Raw genomic sequence first — 17,895 nt, 5'->3', positions numbered from 1 at the left:
GGAGGTGCTCGCGCCCGCAATCCCGCGTCTCAACTGACGAGCACGAAGTCGCCATGGCAGCGGATACATTCATCAACTGGAGCCTGCTTTCGCTCTCGGCGCCCGGGTGGGGCGGCGTTCTGCTGCAGGGATTCCTCCATTCGATCCAGATTGCCATCGGCGGCTACGCACTCGGATTGCTGCTCGGCATCGGCGGCGCCTTCGGCAAGCTCTACGGTGGGCCGGTGCTGCGCGATCTACTGGAGTGCTACACGACGATCGTGAGGGCCGTGCCCGAGCTCGTCCTTATCCTTCTTCTCTACTATGCGGGTACCGACCTTTTGAACCAGCTCCTGGGCGCGGTCGGTTTCGGATCGATCGATATCAGCGGTCTGGTGGCGGGCATCTTCGTTATCGGGGTCGTACAGGGTGCCTATTCGACGGAGGTGTTGCGCGGCGCGATCAAGGCCGTGCCGGCCGGTCAGATTGAGGCCGCCAGAGCCTATGGCATGTCTCCCGTAAAAGTCCTGCGACGCATCACGCTGCCGGCGATGCTGCCCTATGCCATTCCCGGCCTCGCCAACCTCTGGCTGATCGCGACGAAAGACACGGCGCTGCTCGCCGTCGTCGGCTTCAGCGAACTGACGCTCGTGACGCGACAGGCCGCCGGCGCTACCAAAGCCTATTTCCTGTTTTTCTGTGCGGCGGGCGCGCTCTATCTGGCGCTGACGCTCGTTTCCAACGTCTTCATCGGCATGATCGAGCGGCATGCGCGTCGTGGCTTCGCGGAGCAAAGATGACCGACGAAACCACGCACGCGCTGGCTTTCACACCCGAGGATCTGCCCAAAGGCAAGGGCTTCTTCCAGCCGCATCGCATCGTGCTGATGCTGATCTTCGCAAGCCTCGTGCTTACGCTTGCGGTCTTCATGCGCTGGGACTGGTTGCCGCGTTATCTGCCGAAACTCGGCTCCGGCATTCTCGTCAGCCTGGCAATGCTCTTCAGCACCGCGATCATCGGCTTCCTGCTTGCCGTTCCGCTCGGGCTCGCTCAGGTGACCGGACCTTGGTTTTTGAAAGCGCCTGCCCGCATCTTCTGCACTGTCATTCGGGGCACTCCACTGCTGCTGCAGCTCTGGCTCCTCTATTACGGCCTCGGCTCGCTTTTCCCGCAATTTCCGGCGATCCGGCACTCGTTTCTCTGGCCCTATCTCCGCGAGGCCTGGCCCTATGGCGTCGCGGCGCTGACGATCTCATTTGCCGCCTACGAGGGAGAAGTGATGCGCGGCGCCTTCGCCGGCGTGCCTGCAGGAGAGCTGGAGGCAGCGCGCGCCTATGGCATGGGGCGCTGGACGGCCTTCCGGCGCATCTGGCTGCCGCGCGCCGTCCACCGGGCGCTGCCGACGCTCAACGGCGAGACCGTGCTGCAACTCAAATCGACGCCGCTCGTCGCGACCATCACCGTCATCGATGTCTATGCGGTGATCTCCAAGGTGCGGCAGGAAACATACCTGACCTACGAACCGCTGCTGCTGCTTGCGGCCATCTATATGTGCCTCACCGGCATTCTGGTCGTGGCATTCCGCTACTTCGAAAACCGCATACCTACACGTGGTGCCTAACATGAAGCTCGCCGCCGCCATCGACAATGCCATGCCGGAACTCGTCGCGATCCGGCATGACTTGCACACCCATCCGGAACTAGGGCTCGAGGAGAAACGGACCTCTGCCTTCATCGCCCGCCATCTCGAGGCCCTTGGCTACGAGGTGACGACGGGACTTGCGAAGACCGGGGTCATCGGCACGCTTAGAAACGGCACCGGCTCCCGATCGATCGGCATCCGTGCCGACATCGACGCGCTGCCGATTCATGAAGAAACCGGCCTCGACTACGCCAGCAAAACACCAGGACTGATGCATGCCTGCGGCCATGACGGCCACACGGCGATGCTGCTCGGTGCCGCCCGGGCGCTTGCCGAGCGAAAGAATTTCGACGGCACCATTCACCTCATCTTCCAGCCGGCCGAGGAGAATTTCGGCGGCGCGAAGATCATGATCGATGAAGGTCTGTTCGATCGATTCCCCTGCGATGCCGTCTTCGCGCTCCACAATGAACCGAACCTGCCCTTCGGTCAGTTCGCGCTGCGCGAGGGACCGATCATGGCCGCAGTCGACGAGGCGCGGATTACCGTTCACGGCCGCGGCGGGCATGGCGCCGAGCCGCAGGAGACGGCCGACCCGATCGTCTGCGGCGCGAGCATCGTCATGGCGCTACAATCGATCGTATCGCGCAACATCCATCCGATGGACCCGTCGGTCGTCACCGTCGGCGCCTTCCATGCGGGCTCGGCGAGCAACATCATTCCCGAACGAGCCGAAATCGTCGTCGGCATCCGCTCGTTCGACCCGGCGGTCCGCGACGAGCTCGAACGCCGTATTCGAATGATCGCAGAGGCGCAAGCCGCGAGCTTCGGCATGCGCGCCACAGTCGACTACCAGCGCAGCTACGATGCGACGATCAATCACAAGCCGGAGACGGATTTCGTCCGCGAGATCGCCATCCGCTTTGCCGGTGCGGACAAGGTGGTCGATCTTGCGCGCCCGTTCATGGGCAGCGAGGATTTCGCCTATATGCTCCAGGATAGGCCGGGTACGTACTTCTTCCTGGGATCGAGGATGACGGGTGAAGAGAAGCCGCTCCACCATCCCGGCTACAACTTCAACGACGATCTGCTGCCGATCGGGGCAGCTTTCTGGACGGAACTTGCCGAGGCTTATCTCGCCTGGACCTGAGCGCTCTCGTGGTCGCAAATGCCGCAGCGAAACATTGCCGCAGTGTGACAACGTGGCGATTCGGCCGTCATTGACCTTTCGCGATTTTGCATCAGATTCAATCACACGATGAAAATGACCGTCGACGGTCGAACGGCGCTCGCCCAAGTCCGATGAAGGCGGGCGGGGATGCCCGCTCCGCCGACTTCGCCTGAAAGGATCGTGCCGTGTTTGAAGCCTTTGATGCCACGGTGCTTGCGCGCATTCAGTTCGCCTTCACGGTCTCGTTTCACATCATCTTTCCCGCCTTTTCCATCGGACTCGCAAGCTATCTCACCGTCCTCGAAGCGCTCTGGCTCTGGAAGAAGGACGAGGTCTATCTGGAGCTTTTCAACTTCTGGAAGACGATCTTCGCCGTCGCCTTCGGGATGGGCGTCGTTTCCGGCATCGTCATGTCCTATCAGTTCGGCACCAACTGGAGCGTGTTCTCCGACAAGGCGGGGCCGGTCATCGGGCCGCTGATGGGCTACGAGGTGCTGACGGCCTTCTTCCTCGAGGCGGGCTTTCTCGGCATCATGCTGTTCGGCATGAACCGGGTCGGGCCGAGGCTGCATTTTCTCGCGACTGCCATGGTTGCCCTCGGCACACTGATTTCGGCCACCTGGATTCTCGCCGCCAATTCCTGGATGCAAACGCCGGCCGGCTTCTCGATCAATGAAGCAGGTCAGTTCATCCCGGCCGACTGGTCAGCAATCATCTTCAATCCCTCCTTTCCCTACCGGCTCACGCATATGGTGCTCGCCGCCTATCTGACCACTGCATTCGTTGTCGGCGCTTGCGGGGCGTGGCACCTCCTGCGCAAGACCGCCCCGCGCCGGGCGCACACGATGTTCTCGATGGCGATGTGGATGGCGGCAATCGTCGCGCCGATCCAGATCTTCGCCGGCGATCTGCATGGGCTGAACACGCTGGAGCACCAACCGGCGAAGGTCATGGCGATGGAAGGACACTATCAAAGTCACGAGGGCGGAGCGCCGCTCATCCTCTTCGGCGTTCCGAACCCCGCCGAGAAGCGCATCGAATACGCGGTCGAAATCCCGAAGCTGTCGAGCCTCATCCTGAAACACGATCTCAATGCGCCGCTCGCCGGCCTGGATACGATTCCTGACGAGCTGCATCCTCCGGTCAGCATCATCTTCTGGTCTTTCCGTGTCATGGTCGCGATTGGCTTTGCCATGCTCGGCATCGGGATTTGGAGCCTCTGGTGCCGGTATCGCCGTACGCTCGACACCAATGCCTGGCTTCACCGCACCGCGGTATTGATGGGTCCCGCCGGCTTCGTTGCGGTGCTTTCTGGTTGGATTACCACCGAAGTCGGCCGACAGCCCTATACGATCTACGGTCAGTTGCTGACCGCCAACTCGATCTCGCCGATCGAAGCACCGGCTGTCGGATTCTCGCTCGTCGCCTTCATCATCGTCTACTTTCTCGTCTTCGGGGCCGGCACCTTCTACATTCTGCGGCTGATGGGCCGCCTGCCCCGCGACCCGATGCCCGAGCTCGAAGAGGGACCGCTGCGCACTGCCGGCATCACGCCGGGTCCGGCACACACCAAACTGCATGGAGATCACCATGACCTTTGATCTGCCGCTGATCTGGGCCGCGATCATCGCCTTTGCGGTTCTCGCCTATGTGATCCTCGATGGCTTCGACCTCGGCGTCGGCATTCTCTTTCCTCTTTTCCCTGAAAAACACGATCGCGACGTCATGATGAATTCCGTGGCGCCCGTCTGGGACGGCAACGAGACCTGGCTCGTGCTCGGCGGCGGCGGCCTCATGGCCGTGTTCCCCCTCGCCTATGCGACGGTGCTGCCCGCGCTCTACGCACCGATCATAGCCATGCTCATCGGCCTCATTTTCCGGGGCGTGGCGTTCGAATACCGCTGGCGCACGAGGCGCGGCGAATTCCTGTGGAACTGGGCCTTTGCCGCCGGTTCGACGTTGGCAGCCTTCGCGCAAGGCCTGGCGCTCGGCGCGCTCGTGCAGGGCATTCCGGTCGAAGACCGGGCCTATGCCGGCGGCTGGTGGGACTGGCTGACGCCGTTTTCCATCGTGACGGGCATCGCGATCGTGGTCGGCTATGGGCTGCTTGGCGCGACCTGGCTGGTGATGAAGACCCACGGCGATCTCGCGGAACGCGCACGCCGCCTCGCAGTCAGATGCTGCTTCGCGACGGTCGCGGCCATGGGCATCGTCAGCCTGTGGACGCCGTTTCTCGAGCCGGTCTACCTTGAGCGCTGGTTCGGCTGGCCGACCGCGATCTTCAGCGTGATCGTGCCGCTGCTGGTGCTCGGCTGCGTCTACCTGCTTCTCAAGGGCATTCGCGACCGTCGTGACGTGCAGCCCTTCATCGCCGCGCTCGGCCTTTTCGTGCTGGGCTATATCGGCATCGGCATCAGCTTCTATCCCTACATGGTGCCGGCGTCGCTCACCATCTGGGATGCTGCCGCTCCCGACGAAAGCCTTGCCTTCCTGCTCGCCGGCGCGCTCGTGCTGGTGCCTATCATTCTCGCCTATACGGGCTATGCCTACTGGGTGTTCCGCGGCAAGGTCGATCCGGAGGAGGGCTACCATTGATGCGTGCGGACGGTGCCGGCCGAAAGCTGCTCTGGTTCGTCGGCCTCTGGCTCGCCGGCGTTGCCGTGGTGAGCATCGTCGGCCTGGCGATCAAACTTGTCCTTGGCAGTTAGGGTCGGCTCGAGGGACTCAAGGCGTGTGAGGGCGACGCGGTGAGAAGACGGCGAGCGCGGTAGCACGCCGCAGAGACTACGCCGCGCCTGCGGCGGTTTGCCCCTTCTCAGCCGCGCTTCGCTTTGCTAGCAGTTCGGCCGAAGAACCTGGGGCGGCTGCCGCCCTCAAGGAGCCGGATAATGCAAAAGACCCCTGCGGAATGCGAGACGATGGCGGATGTGCGCGCCGAGATCGATCGGCTCGACCGCGCCCTGATGACGTTGTTTGCGGAGCGCTGGGGCTATATTGACCGTGCCGCCGAAATAAAGCGCCCGTTGAAACTGAAGGCCGATGTTCCGGCACGCGTTGCCGAGGTGCGGGAAAACGCGCGCAGGAACGCGATCGAGCTTGGCCTTCAGCCGAGCTTCTACGAGCATCTGTGGACGCAGCTGATCGATCACGCCATCGCGCATGAGCGGAAGCTGCTCGGCGAAGATCTGCAGTAGTCCGCCAGGCAAGGCGCGCGGGGAGCAGGCGTCAGCCGCTAGCGACCAGCCATTCGTCCTCACCGCGGTCGAAACTATTCTTGCGGCTAAGGTGATCCTCCCAGTCATAGGCGCTCTGAATGATGTGTTCGAGGCTCGCGTGGGTCGGAACCCAGTCCAGCTTCATTCGCGCGACCGACGGGTCGGCGACGACCTGCGCGGCATCGCCCGGGCGTCGAGGCGCATAGTCGATACGGAAATCACGACCGGAAATCTGTCGCACCGTATCGAGGACCTGAAGCACCGAGAAGCCTTCGCCGTAGCCACAATTGGTGACTAACGGCTCGCCGCCGCTTCTGAGATAGCCGAGCGCATTGCGGTGTGCGGCGACCAGATCGCTGACATGGATATAGTCGCGAATACCGGTACCGTCCGCCGTCGGATAGTCGGTGCCGAAAACATCGACGTTGCGGCGCTTGCCAAGAGCAGCTTCGCACGCGACCTTGATAAGGTGGGTGGCACCGGCAGTCGATTGGCCGGCGCGGCCAAGCGGATCGGCCCCCGCCACGTTGAAGTAGCGGAGCGCCACGTAGCGGAAGTCTTGGGCTGCTGCCGCATCCTGCAGCATCATCTCCGACATCAGCTTGGAGCGACCATAGGGGCTTTCCGGACGCAAGGTCGCCGTTTCCTTGACCGGGTCGGGCGTGTCTTGGGTGCCATAAACGGCGGCGGTCGACGAGAAGACAAAGTTGCAGACACCGGCGTCTATCGTCGCCGCGATGAGCGTGCGCGTATTCGCCGTGTTGTTCTCATAATAGGCGAGCGGATCGGCGACCGACGCCGACACGATGGCAGATCCGGCAAAGTGGATGACCGAATCGATGTCGTTTTCCGCGAATATCCGCGCAAGCAGCGCCCTGTCGCCGACATGGCCAAAATAGAAGCGCGCTTCTGGCGCGATTGCCCAGCGGAAACCCGTCGCCAGACTATCGAGCACCACCACGGCTTCGCCGGCGTCGAGCAACGACCATACCATGTGGCTGCCAATGTAGCCCGCTCCGCCTGTCACCAATACGGTCATTTGCTTTTCCGTCCCATGAAACATGGGAACAGAAAAGCCGAGCGGTGCTTTCAGAATCGGTAAATCAGGGCTCTCGCGCCGGCCGTTGCAGCTTATTCTCGGTAGAGTGGTTAAGCCTCGCCCTCGCCATTCGGTAGAATTTTAGAGATCTCATCCGACAAGCCGAAAGGCGGCGACGGTGTTCGATCGTCAGCGGCTGAGAATATAGCTTCGAAGCCGGTCGGCGGCTTCGGCGATCTGGGCCGGATCGCGCAGGAAACAGGCGCGCATGAAGAGCGCGCCACCCTCGCCGAAGGCCGTTCCGGGCGCCAGTCCGACGCCGGTCTTATCGACGATGTCGATGGCGGCTTGGCGCGAATCCGTCACGCCGTCGATCTTGAGGAAGGCGTAGAGCGCGCCATCGGGCTTCAGGGTTTCCACGCGATTTGTGGCGATCAGGCATCGCAGAGCAGATCGCGGCTGCGGGCGGCCTTGGCGATGTTCTCGTCGACAAAGCCGTCACCCTCGTCGAGGGCGATGACCGCGCCGCGCTGCATGAATTGCGCAACGCCGGAGGTTGAATACTGAATCAGATTCTCGAGCACCTGCCCCATCGCCGGCGGCGCAACGATCCACCCGACGCGCCAGCCGGTCATCGACCAGTTCTTGGAGAAGGAATTGACGAAGAGGCTCCGATCGTCCTCGTCCATGATATCGAGGAAGGACGGCGCCCGACCGCCACCGTAATAATAAAGCGCATAGATCTCATCGGCGATGATCCAGAGACCATGCTTGCGCGCCAGCGATAGAATGGCCTTGAGATCGTTATGCGTCGCCGTCCACCCGGTCGGATTGGACGGCGTGTTGATGAACAATGCGCGCGTCTTCTCGTTGATAGCGGCTTCGAGCCGGTCGAGATCGAGCTGCCACTTGCCATTCTCGAAGCGCAGCGGCACCGCGATGGGACGGGCGCCCGATAGCTCCGCGGCGGCAGCAAAATTCGGCCAGGCCGGAGTCAACAATACCATCTCGTCGCCGGGCGAAGTGACCGCCTCGATTGCCAACTTGATGGCTTGCATGCCCGAGCCGGTGACATAGAAATTCTCAGGTGACAGCGTCTTCTGGAAGCGGCGCTGATAATAACGCACCAGCGCTTCGCGCAGCGGCGGAATACCGCGCTGCCATGTGTAGAACGTCTCGCCGGCCACGACTGCTTCTGCCGCCGCCCGGCTGATGAACTCCGGCGTCGGGAGGTCGCCTTCACCAACCCAAAGCGGAATCAGGCCGTCACGGCCCCGCGCGTAGTTTACGACTTCGACGATGCCGCTTTCGGGCGCCGTAACTGCGCGAGGGCTGAGACTGGTGATGATCGTCATCGGCGGGGCTCCTACAGCGACGCGCGTCCAATCAGACGCGCAACGGTCGCCGTAACGCGTTGAATTGCTGCAGGATTCCTTAAACCGGAACCGATTTAAGGAATCCTGCAGCGGACTGGCCATCGCTTCTAGACGCTTTCCCGCCGACGATCACGCGATTTTATCTGACCGGTTTATCGATTTCTGTGATGATTTCGCAGCGCGCTAACGCAGGCCGCGACCGAGAGCACCGCCGTCATGCGCGCTGTTTCAGCAGATCGCGAATCTCCGACAGCAACTGAATATCCTGCGGCGGTGGTGCGGCCGGTGCCTTCTCCCTTTCGACCGATGCGCGAACACGATTTACGAGCTTGATCAACAGGAAGATGATCCAGGCGAGGATCAGGAAGTTGATGAGCACGGTGATGAAGTTGCCGTAGGCAAAGACCGCGCCCTGCTGGCGGGCTGCCGCAAGCGTCGGCGCATTGACATTTCCGGAAAGCGGCAGGAAATAATTGGAGAAATCGAAGCCGCCGCCGGTGAGCGCGCCGACGATCGGCATGACCAAGTCGTTAACGACCGAGTCGACGATCTTGCTGAAAGCGGCACCGATGATGACGCCCACTGCAAGATCCATGACATTGCCGCGGGCAATAAACTCCTTGAATTCGTTCAGCATGCGTCTCTCCGTATGGTTCCCCTTTACCAACGATCGCCGACGCCTGTCCCCGGCGCTGCAACCAATGGTCGGAATCTAGATCAAAGGTCGATGCGATGGAACCGCTCTTTGCGTTTGACCACATTGCATCCAACCGACCGCCCCAGGTGCAGATAGAGGCGCAAGACAGGAGGGCAAGCGCCGAGCAATGGAGATGATCTATCTTGGACTTAAGACTGACGGCCAGCCAATTCTCAACCCGACGGACTTGCCCTATGCTGCTTCCGAAGGAGTGAGGCATGCTTTCGGGTTCTGTCATTTTCGCCTCGGCCTTCGCCTATCTGCTGCTGCTTTTCGCAGTCGCAAGCTATGGCGACCGGCGAGCCAGAAAAAGCAATATCGCCAGCAAGGGCCGGCCGCTCGTCTATGCGCTCAGCCTCGCGATCTACTGCACTTCCTGGACCTATTTTGGCGGCGTCGGCCTTGCTGCGGAACGCGGGCTCGAGTTCACCGGGATCTACATCGGCCCGATCCTCATGTTCACGCTCGGCATGCCGCTGATCCGCCGCGTCATCAGACTTGCGAAGGCAGAGAAACTCACATCGGTCGCCGACTTCATCGCCGCCCGCTATGGCAAAAATCCCGCGGTCGCCGCAATCGTGGCGCTGATTTCGCTTGTCGGCGCCATTCCCTATATCGCGCTTCAGCTCAAGGCGGTTTCGAGTTCGGTCGCCGCGATGGTCAATACGAGCGATTACGGGATCGGGTCGGGACAAAACTTCATAGACCTGCCGCTGCTGGTGACGCTCTTCCTGGCCTGCTTCGCGATCGTGTTCGGCACGCGTCACACGGACGCCACCGAGCATCAGGACGGGCTCATCCTCGCGATCGCCATGGAATCGGTGGTGAAGCTGATAGCCATCCTCACCGCCGGCCTCTACATCATTTTCGTGCTGTTCGACGGACCCGCCAATCTCTGGGCACAAGCCCAACAGAGCCCTCAGGTCCTCTCGGCACTGGAATACCAGACGCCGCTCGCGCGTTGGGTGGTGCTGATCGTAACGTCGGCGTTCGGCATCATCATGCTTCCGAGACAGTTCCATGTCACCGTCGTCGAAAACCGCACCGAAACCGAATTGCGCACTGCGGGCATTCTCTTTCCGCTCTACCTTATCGCGATAAACATCTTTGTCCTGCCGATCGCAGTCGCCGGCATCCTCTCGTTTGCGGGGTCTGGCAATGCCGATCTTTACCTTCTGGCGTTGCCGCTTGCAGGCGATGTGCCGGTGCTCACGCTGTTCACCTTCATCGGAGGGTTTTCGGCCGCGACCGCAATGGTCATCGTCGCCTCGGTGGCGCTGTCTATCATGATTTCCAACGACATCGTCATGCCGGTGTTTCTGCGGCGAAGACTCGGTACGCGTGGCGCGCTTCAGGAAAACATGGCAGGCACGCTGCTCAACATCCGCCGCACGGCGATCTTCGCGGTCCTGCTTCTTGGTTACGGCTATTATCGCTCCGCCGATATCAGCGCCGGCCTCGCTTCGCTGGGACTGCTCTCCTTTGTAGCCATCGCGCAAATGGCACCGGCCTTTCTCGGCGGACTGGTATGGCACCAGGCCAATGCCCGAGGCGCGATCACCGGCATGGTCTGCGGCTTTCTCGTCTGGGCTTACCTTTTGTTCCTGCCAAGCCTCGGCGGCCCCGACAACTCCCATGTCGCGACGGCGATTTTGAGCTTTCTCCTGCCGTTCACCGATCTCTTCTCGGGCCCCGATGCCGATCCGCTGGTAAACGCCACGGCTCTCAGTCTCTTCGTCAATGTCACGACCTACATTCTCGGATCACTGACCCGGACACCAAAACCCCTGGAGCGTTTTCAGGCCGGCGTCTTCATCACCCGTCGTTCACGGACGGAACGAACTTTCCGCGGCCGCAAGACGAAGGTTACGGTCCGCGACCTCAAGACCACGATCGGCCGCTACATGGGCGAGGAGCGCATGCAGCGCTCGTTTCATACCTACGAGCAGCAGACCGGTCGCTGGCTGGACGAAAACGCGTCCGCCGACATGGCCCTCGTGCATTTCTCGGAACAATTGCTCGGTAGCGCCATCGGCTCATCATCGGCCCGCCTCGTCCTTTCACTGGTGCTGCAGCGAATGGACGACGCTTCCTCTGACACGGCCTGGCTGCTCGACCAGGCGAGCGAAGCATTGCAGTACAATCAGGACATGCTGCAAACGGCGCTCTCGCAAATGGACCAGGGCATCGCCGTCTTCGACAACGCCAACAACCTGATCATCTGGAACCGCCGTTTCCGGCAACTGCTCGATCTGCCGGAGACGGCGGGTCAGGTCGGTTTCCCGCTTGCCGACATCGTCGCCACGCTCGCCCGGCGGGGCGATATTCGCAAGGACGAGGAAAAGACGCTGATCGCCAATTTCCTGACGCTCGACAAGCCGTTCCTGCTCGAACTCGCCAGCGGCACACGCATCATCGAAGTCAGAACAAATGCAATGCCGGACAAGGGCATCGTCACGACCTACACCGATATTACCCAGCGCGTTGCCGCCGACATGGCGCTGAAGCAGGCGAACGAGACGCTGGAGATGCGTGTTGCCGAACGCACCGGTGAACTGACGCGGGTCAATCGCGAACTGGCCGAGGCGCGTGCCGTGGCTGAAGAGGCGAATATCGGCAAGACGCGCTTCTTCGCAGCGGCCGGCCACGACATCCTGCAGCCCTTGAACGCAGCGCGGCTTTATTCCTCGTCGCTCGTCGAGCGGCTGGGCGGCTCCGACAACAGCGCGCTGGTGCATAACATCGATTCCTCGCTGGAATCGGTGGAGGCCATTCTCGGCGCCGTGCTCGATATTTCGCGGCTCGATACCGGTGCCATGAAACCGCGCCTGCAATCGGTGCCGCTCAACGACCTGCTGCGACGCATCGAGACGGATTTCGCGCCGATGGCGCGCGCGAAGGACATCGAGCTCGTTGTCATGCCGACGTCACTCACCGTGCGCAGCGACCCGAACCTCTTGCGGCGCGTCGTCCAGAACCTAGTCTCGAACGCCGTCAAATACACGCCCAGCGGCAAGGTGCTGGTCGGCGTGCGTCGACATGGGCAGATCGCGACGATCGAGGTGCTCGATTCCGGTATCGGCATCCCGCCGTCGAAATTCCGCACGGTCTTCAAGGAATTCGCCCGCCTCGACGAAGGCGCGCGCACGGCCTCCGGCCTCGGCCTCGGTTTGTCTATCGTCGATCGCATCTCGCACGTGCTCAACCATCCCGTTGCCCTGCAGTCGACGCCGGGAAAGGGAACGGGCTTCAAGGTCACCGTACCGCTTGATGCCAGCGCCGGCGAACGCGCGAAGCCACAGCCTGCCATGGTGGCAAGGACCAGCGATGCGCTTGCCGGACTGAACGTCGTCTGCATCGACAACGAACAGAAAATCCTCGAAGGCATGGCGCTGCTTCTCGGCGGCTGGGGCTGTGCCGTGACCACTGCCGAGTCGCTTGCCGCCTGCTCAGAAACAGGCCCCGAGGCGCTGAAGAAGCGGCCCGACGCGATCATCGCCGATTACCATCTCGGTGATGGCAGCGGCATCGAAGCCATCGCCTCTATCCGCGCCCTTTGGAAGGAAAGCATTCCCGCCCTGATGGTGACCGCCGACCGCTCGCCAGAAGTTCGCGCCGCCGCCGAGCGCGACGGTGTCGCCTTGCAGCACAAGCCGGTGCGCCCGGCAGCCATGCGCGCCTGGCTGACCCAGCTCGCCGCGGCAGGAAGAGCGGCGGCGGAGTAGCGGTGCGGGATCAAGAGAATTGGTCGAAACGGCGCTACAGCGCACGCTATTTTCAATCAGATGACAGGCAGACGCGTGTCCCCCATCAATATGGCTCAGGCGGGCAGAGGCGATGGGCGATTGCTGCGCGTCTCCTTCGCCCCGCTTGCTGGGAGAAAGGTGGCCGGCAGGCCGGATGAGGGGCAAAGCCGCCCGTGATTCCGGAACGCGCTACGCGGAACTCTGCTCAGGCGGCCGCCACCGTTCCGATTTTCGAAAGCTGAATAACGGCCTGTGTGCGGCTATCGACGTTGAGTTTCAGCAGTATCGCCGAAACATGCGCCTTGATCGTCGCCTCCGAGACCCCGAGTTCATAGGCGATCTGCTTGTTGAGCAGGCCCTCGGCAAGCATGCTGAGTACGCGCGACTGCTGTGGCGTCAGCGTCTGCAGCCGATGCAGGAGATCGGCGACCTCCGGCTCGTATTCCTGGTTCTGGTCGTAGCCGGCCGGCACGAAAATCTCGCCGGCGATGACCTGCTCGATGCCTTCGCGAATTTCGTCGATGCCTGCGGATTTGGACAGAAAGCCCGCCGCGCCAAGGTCGAGCGCGCGATGAATGGTCGCCGGATCGTCATGGGCGGAGACGATCATCACCGGCAGACTCGGGAATTCCGCGCGGAGTGCAATCAGACCGGAAAGGCCGCTGACACCGGGCATGGCAAGATCCAGAAGCATCAGGTCGGCATCCGGATAGTCTGCCGCGGCCTTGCGCGCGGCGGCGAAATCGCCCGCCTCGACTATGGCGGTCGCCGCACTCATTCCACTGAGCGCCTGGCGCATTGCGCCGCGAAAAAGCGGGTGATCGTCAGCGATGATAATGGTCATTTCGGGCATGACGACGCTCCCTCCCAAGAGCCTCTGCTGCAATCTCGCGGCGCCGCAATCTCGATGCGAAAGCCGCTGCAGCATTTCAAGTTGCTGCATGATCCACCGCCAGATCAACTCCGGCTTGAGCCATCATGCAGTCGGCGCATCCTCCAAACACGCCGGTCTCATGGATTCGCCCGAGTCTTCAAGTCTTCTGAGGCACGGTTTCACCACGCCCATCGGTGATACCGTTTCCGCGGCCCTCGAGATCTTTCACGATCTCCATGAACTTGCGCATCATTCTTTCCATGATGCTCATCGTCCGGTCAATCTCTTCATCGGTCGGAATATCGGGTTTGACCGCGGTTTCACCGCTTTTGACGGCGTTTTCCAAGGCTTCCACGCGTTTGGTCAAGAGATCGAGTTCGCGTTCGAAGGCGGCGCGCTGGTCTGCGGCCATCCGGCAAACGAGCTCGGCGTTTTTCTCCTGGCACAGCGAGACCTCGCCAGTGAGGGTGTCGAGCCGGGCGAAGCCCGTCTCCGATTTCTGCATGCTATAACGCCCCGGCGCCTCTTCCTGGGCAACAGCCGCCAAGGTCCAGCCAAGCCCCAGGGCCACCGCGAGCACTGCGATTACCTGCCTCATGACATCCTCCGTTGGATGCTCATCTAGATCACAGATGATTTGGGTCGATTCGACCCAAATCATCAACATGATCGATTCTGATTTTAGAGCGGGATGCGGGCGGAAAACCGCACGCACTTTTCCTCATCCCGCTCTAAATCCGCTTTCGACCTGATGCTCCGCGGTGGACACGCGCCGATATTTGCGGCAAGGCCATGGCTCGGATTCATGACGGACGAGCGGACAAGATGAACACTACCATATACAAGATCGTTCCGGTGCTTCTATGGCAGGAGGCGCGACGCGTGGGACAATTCGCCGGCGCGCCTGTCGATCTCGCCGACGGGTTCATTCACTTCTCGACGCGCGACCAGGTCATGGAAACGGCAGCGCGTCATTTCGAAGGGCAGACGGATTTGCTGATCGTGGCCGTCAACGCTGCCGCGCTTGGCGAGAAGCTCGTCTACGAACCCTCGCGCGGCGGCGCGCTGTTTCCGCATCTCTACGCGCCGCTCCCGCTCGATGCGGTGCTATGGGAAAAGCCCCTGCCGGTAGGCGCCGACGGGCTCCACGTCTTCCCCGAGCTTGCGCCATGATCGGTCCCTTCGAGTTCCTGGCCCGCCGCGGCCTGTTTCTCCTCGATCCGGAAACCGCCCATGGCCTCACAATCAAGGCGCTGAAGAGCGGTCTCGTCCCGAGCTGCGCCGCCCCCGCCGATCCTCGCCTCAAGCAGACCATTGCGGGCCTCACATTTCCCAATCCGGTCGGCATGGCCGCCGGTTACGACAAGAATGCCGAGGTACCCGAAGCGTTGCTGAGGATCGGTTTCGGCTTCACGGAGATCGGCACCGTAACGCCGAGACCACAGCCGGGCAACGATAAGCCCCGCCTCTTCCGTCTGGTCGAGGACAGGGCTGTCATCAACCGGCTCGGCTTCAACAACGAAGGTCATGGGGCGGCGCTTGCGCGGCTTCAAGCCTGCTCGCGGCAGGCGCTGATCGGCGTCAACATCGGCGCCAACAAGGACAGCGCCGACCGGATCGCCGACTATGTGGCGGGGATCCGCACTTTCTATACCGTTGCGCGCTATTTCACCGCCAACATCTCGTCACCCAACACGCCCGGCCTGCGCGACCTTCAAGCGCGTGAAAGCCTGGTCTTGCTGCTTTCGGCGGTCCTTGCCGCCCGCGACGAGGAAGCGGGGAAAAGCGGGAGGCGGGTTCCCGTCTTCCTCAAGATCGCGCCGGACCTGACCGAAGAGGGAATGGACGACATTGCGGCGGAAGTGCTGGCGCATGATCTCGATGGCCTCGTCGTTTCCAATACCACGCTCTCGCGTGACGGCCTGACGGACCAACGGCAGGCAAGGGAAGCGGGCGGCCTTTCCGGCAAGCCCCTCTTCGAGAAGTCGACGGCGGTGCTCGCGCGGATGCGCAAACGCGTCGGACCCGATCTGCCTATCATCGGCGTCGGCGGCATCGGTTCGGCGGACACCGCGGCGGAAAAGATCCGTGCCGGTGCCGACCTCGTGCAGCTCTATTCCTGCATGGTCTATGAGGGGCCGGGGCTGCCTGGCCGGATCGTGCGCGGCCTCTCGGCACTCTGCGACCGCGAAAAGCTCGGCTCCATCCGCGAGATCCGCGATAGCCGCCTCGACTATTGGGCTGGACGAAACGTCTGAGCCGCCCGGCGCGGCAGCAGCATCAGCAGAAACAATCCACGCAGCAGCAGGAAAAGGTTGAGCCCCGCCCAAAGGCCATGATTGCCGAAGGCAGGAACGAGGACGGCAAGAGCTACGCCAAAACCGAAGAAGGCGGCGAGCATCATGTTGCGCATGTCGCGCGACCAGGTGGCGCCGATGAAGACGCCGTCCATCAGGAAAGCGAGTGCGCCGGTCAGCGCCGTCATGGCGGCCCAGGGCATGTATTCATACGCAAGCGCGCGCACGTCCGGTGCCGTCGTCAAGAGATCGACCAGCGCATTGCCGAAGGCGAGGAAGGCAATCGTCGTCAGCGCGGCGAGCCCGAGCGACCAAAAGGCGGTCATGCGCACGGCTCGGTCGAAGGCCGGCCGATAGGCTGCGCCGATCGATCGTCCGGTAAGCTGCTCGGCCGCATTGGCAAGGCCATCGAGATAATAGCCCGCAACGAGAAAGATGGTCATCAGCACGGCGTTCGCCGCAAGCGTCACCGGCCCGAGACCCGTGCCGATCCGGGTCATGAGCGTGAAAGCCGCGAGCAGGACGAAGGAGCGAATCATGATGTCGCGATTGAGACCGAAAAGCGCCTTGAGGCGCTCGCCGGCGAAGATCGTCGACCATTCGGGCGCGTCGCGTTTGTCGAAGCGGCCATAGACGATCAGGAAACCGAGTATCGCGCCGATCACCTCTCCGATCACGGTGCCGATCGCGACGCCGGCCACGCCCCAGCCGAAGACGAGGCCTAGCAGGATCGACAGCACGATGTTGATGCCGTTGATGACGGTTTGCAGCAGCAAGCCGATCGAGCCCTCGCCGCGGCCGAGCACGACACCGAGGATCGCATAATTGGCGAGCGCCGCGGGGCCGGAGAGAATGCGATAGAGGAAATAGGTACTGGTGACCGCCGCGACCTCCGGGCCGGGTGCCATCAGCCACAGACCAATGGCAAGCAGAAGCGGGGATAGAAGAACGATGGCGGTGCCGGAGAGAAGCGCGATGATGAGCGATCGCCAGAAGACCGCCTGCTGCTCGCGTCGATCCCCGCGGCCATAGGCCTGTGCGACGAGGCCGGTGGTCGAGGCGCGCAGGAAATTGAAGGTGGCGAAGATGAGGTCGAACATCACGGCCCCGACCGCGAGACCGGCAAGCATCTCCGCTCGGCCGAGCCGGCCAACGACGGCCGTGTCGACAAGGCCGAGAAGGGGCGTCGTCAGGAAACCGAGCGTCATCGGCAAGGCGATCGAAAAGATCAGCCGATGGGTAACGTGAAAGGGACCCGCTTCGCGGGCACCCCTGTCGCGCTCAAAGCTCTCGGTGGCAGTCATCGTCCCTCGTGTCCTTGCGGCCGTTTCCGCAAGGTCATCTTGGGAATCAGCTCAGCCGGACAGCACCATGGCCCAATAGGGGCGGTTTCCGGAAGCGGAATTCTGCGCAACGGCTACACCCAGGCCGCGGTAATCGCCGAGCATGTTTTCGAGGTGCTTCGGCGAATTGAGCCAGGCGTCGTAGGCACGCTCGGCGTCATCCTGACCCATGGCGATGTTTTCAGCGGCCGGCAGCGTGACGCCCTGCCCCTTCATCCGGTCGTGGAAACTATCGCGCCAGCCGATATCGTGCCGCATCTTGCCAGCCCGGGCCATCCGCGCAGCCTGATACATCGCCGCAACGGACGCAACCGGATCGCCGACGAGGGTCTGGAGCCCCCTGCCCTTGCGCAACGTGTTGACGTAACCGAGCGTCGCTTCGGTCTGGTCGCTTCCGCTGCCTTCGCCGGGAGAAAGAAGTTCGGAGGTGGTGCAGCCCGCGAGCACGCCGAGCGAGAGAAGACCGCCGGCCCGCAACAATGCGCGTCTACGAATGAAGAACTGTTGATGCTGCAT

The 17,895-nt window shown here is 62.2% G+C and carries 15 protein-coding genes and 1 pseudogene; 9 read left to right on the top strand and 7 right to left on the bottom strand.

Translation table 11 applies throughout. The features are described 5' to 3' along the window. Positions 1-53 precede the first annotated feature (53 nt). From PYH37_RS13840 to PYH37_RS13815, 6 genes are all read left to right on the top strand, one after another. The gene (locus PYH37_RS13840; RefSeq protein ID WP_280735506.1) at positions 54-779 is read left to right on the top strand and encodes an ABC transporter permease; all 726 of its coding nucleotides are present in this window, start codon (positions 54-56) and stop codon (positions 777-779) included. Next, positions 776-1,600 carry an ABC transporter permease gene (locus PYH37_RS13835; protein WP_280735505.1) on the top strand — a complete coding sequence of 275 codons (825 nt, stop codon included), beginning with the start codon at positions 776-778 and terminating at the stop codon, positions 1,598-1,600. The genes PYH37_RS13840 and PYH37_RS13835 overlap by 4 nt, the downstream gene beginning before the upstream one ends. A 1-nt stretch (position 1,601) precedes the next feature. Beyond that, positions 1,602-2,771 (top strand): M20 aminoacylase family protein, encoded by a 1,170-nt coding sequence (locus PYH37_RS13830; RefSeq protein ID WP_280735504.1) that lies wholly within the window; start codon positions 1,602-1,604, stop codon positions 2,769-2,771. A 206-nt stretch (positions 2,772-2,977) separates the two neighbouring features. After that, positions 2,978-4,393: a cytochrome ubiquinol oxidase subunit I gene (locus tag PYH37_RS13825; protein ID WP_280735503.1), complete on the top strand. Its 1,416-nt coding sequence runs from the start codon at positions 2,978-2,980 to the stop codon at positions 4,391-4,393. Continuing rightward, positions 4,383-5,387 (top strand): cytochrome d ubiquinol oxidase subunit II, encoded by a 1,005-nt coding sequence (cydB, locus tag PYH37_RS13820; RefSeq protein ID WP_280735502.1) that lies wholly within the window; start codon positions 4,383-4,385, stop codon positions 5,385-5,387. The genes PYH37_RS13825 and cydB overlap by 11 nt, the downstream gene beginning before the upstream one ends. Positions 5,388-5,680: 293 nt before the next feature. Next, positions 5,681-5,986, top strand: a complete 306-nt coding sequence (locus tag PYH37_RS13815; protein WP_280735501.1) for a chorismate mutase family protein — start codon at positions 5,681-5,683, stop codon at positions 5,984-5,986. Positions 5,987-6,017: 31 nt separating this feature from the next. On the opposite strand, the gene galE is transcribed toward PYH37_RS13815, so the two are convergent. The 3 genes and pseudogenes from galE to mscL form a co-directional block, all read right to left on the bottom strand. After that, complete coding sequence (gene galE / locus PYH37_RS13810; protein ID WP_280735500.1) at positions 6,018-7,046, bottom strand: UDP-glucose 4-epimerase GalE; 1,029 nt, start codon at positions 7,044-7,046, stop codon at positions 6,018-6,020. Between the two features lie 189 nt (positions 7,047-7,235). Continuing rightward, positions 7,236-8,401, bottom strand: a pseudogene (locus tag PYH37_RS13805) (pyridoxal phosphate-dependent aminotransferase). Positions 8,402-8,636: 235 nt separating this feature from the next. Next, positions 8,637-9,059, bottom strand: coding sequence for a large conductance mechanosensitive channel protein MscL (mscL, locus tag PYH37_RS13800; RefSeq protein ID WP_280735499.1), 423 nt, complete (start codon positions 9,057-9,059; stop codon positions 8,637-8,639). Positions 9,060-9,337: 278 nt separating this feature from the next. Between mscL and PYH37_RS13795 the strand changes: the two genes are divergently transcribed. Beyond that, positions 9,338-12,844, top strand: coding sequence for a PAS domain-containing hybrid sensor histidine kinase/response regulator (locus PYH37_RS13795; protein WP_280735498.1), 3,507 nt, complete (start codon positions 9,338-9,340; stop codon positions 12,842-12,844). A 226-nt stretch (positions 12,845-13,070) separates the two neighbouring features. Here the strand turns inward: PYH37_RS13795 and PYH37_RS13790 are convergent, their stop codons facing one another. Together PYH37_RS13790 and PYH37_RS13785 are read right to left on the bottom strand one after the other, a co-directional pair. Next, positions 13,071-13,718, bottom strand: a complete 648-nt coding sequence (locus PYH37_RS13790; protein WP_280735497.1) for a response regulator — start codon at positions 13,716-13,718, stop codon at positions 13,071-13,073. 178 nt (positions 13,719-13,896) lie between these two features. After that, on the bottom strand, positions 13,897-14,337 hold the full coding sequence (locus tag PYH37_RS13785; RefSeq protein ID WP_280736040.1) for a hypothetical protein: 441 nt from the start codon (positions 14,335-14,337) through the stop codon (positions 13,897-13,899). Between the two features lie 227 nt (positions 14,338-14,564). Between PYH37_RS13785 and PYH37_RS13780 the strand changes: the two genes are divergently transcribed. Then, positions 14,565-14,912, top strand: coding sequence for a DUF952 domain-containing protein (locus PYH37_RS13780; RefSeq protein ID WP_280735496.1), 348 nt, complete (start codon positions 14,565-14,567; stop codon positions 14,910-14,912). Further along, complete coding sequence (locus PYH37_RS13775) at positions 14,909-15,997, top strand: quinone-dependent dihydroorotate dehydrogenase (RefSeq protein ID WP_280735495.1); 1,089 nt, start codon at positions 14,909-14,911, stop codon at positions 15,995-15,997. The genes PYH37_RS13780 and PYH37_RS13775 overlap by 4 nt, the downstream gene beginning before the upstream one ends. On the opposite strand, the gene PYH37_RS13770 is transcribed toward PYH37_RS13775, so the two are convergent. Together PYH37_RS13770 and PYH37_RS13765 are read right to left on the bottom strand one after the other, a co-directional pair. Next, positions 15,973-17,340, bottom strand: coding sequence for an MATE family efflux transporter (locus tag PYH37_RS13770; RefSeq protein ID WP_280735494.1), 1,368 nt, complete (start codon positions 17,338-17,340; stop codon positions 15,973-15,975). The genes PYH37_RS13775 and PYH37_RS13770 overlap by 25 nt on opposite strands. A gap of 51 nt (positions 17,341-17,391) precedes the next feature. Then, positions 17,392-17,895 carry a CAP domain-containing protein gene (locus PYH37_RS13765; protein ID WP_280735493.1) on the bottom strand — a complete coding sequence of 168 codons (504 nt, stop codon included), beginning with the start codon at positions 17,893-17,895 and terminating at the stop codon, positions 17,392-17,394.

It is taken from the genome of Sinorhizobium numidicum (genome assembly GCF_029892045.1).
Taxonomy (GTDB): Bacteria; Pseudomonadota; Alphaproteobacteria; order Rhizobiales; family Rhizobiaceae; genus Sinorhizobium; species Sinorhizobium numidicum.
The sequence above is the reverse complement of the archived record's forward strand: the minus strand, read 5'-3'. Positions and strand labels throughout refer to the sequence as shown.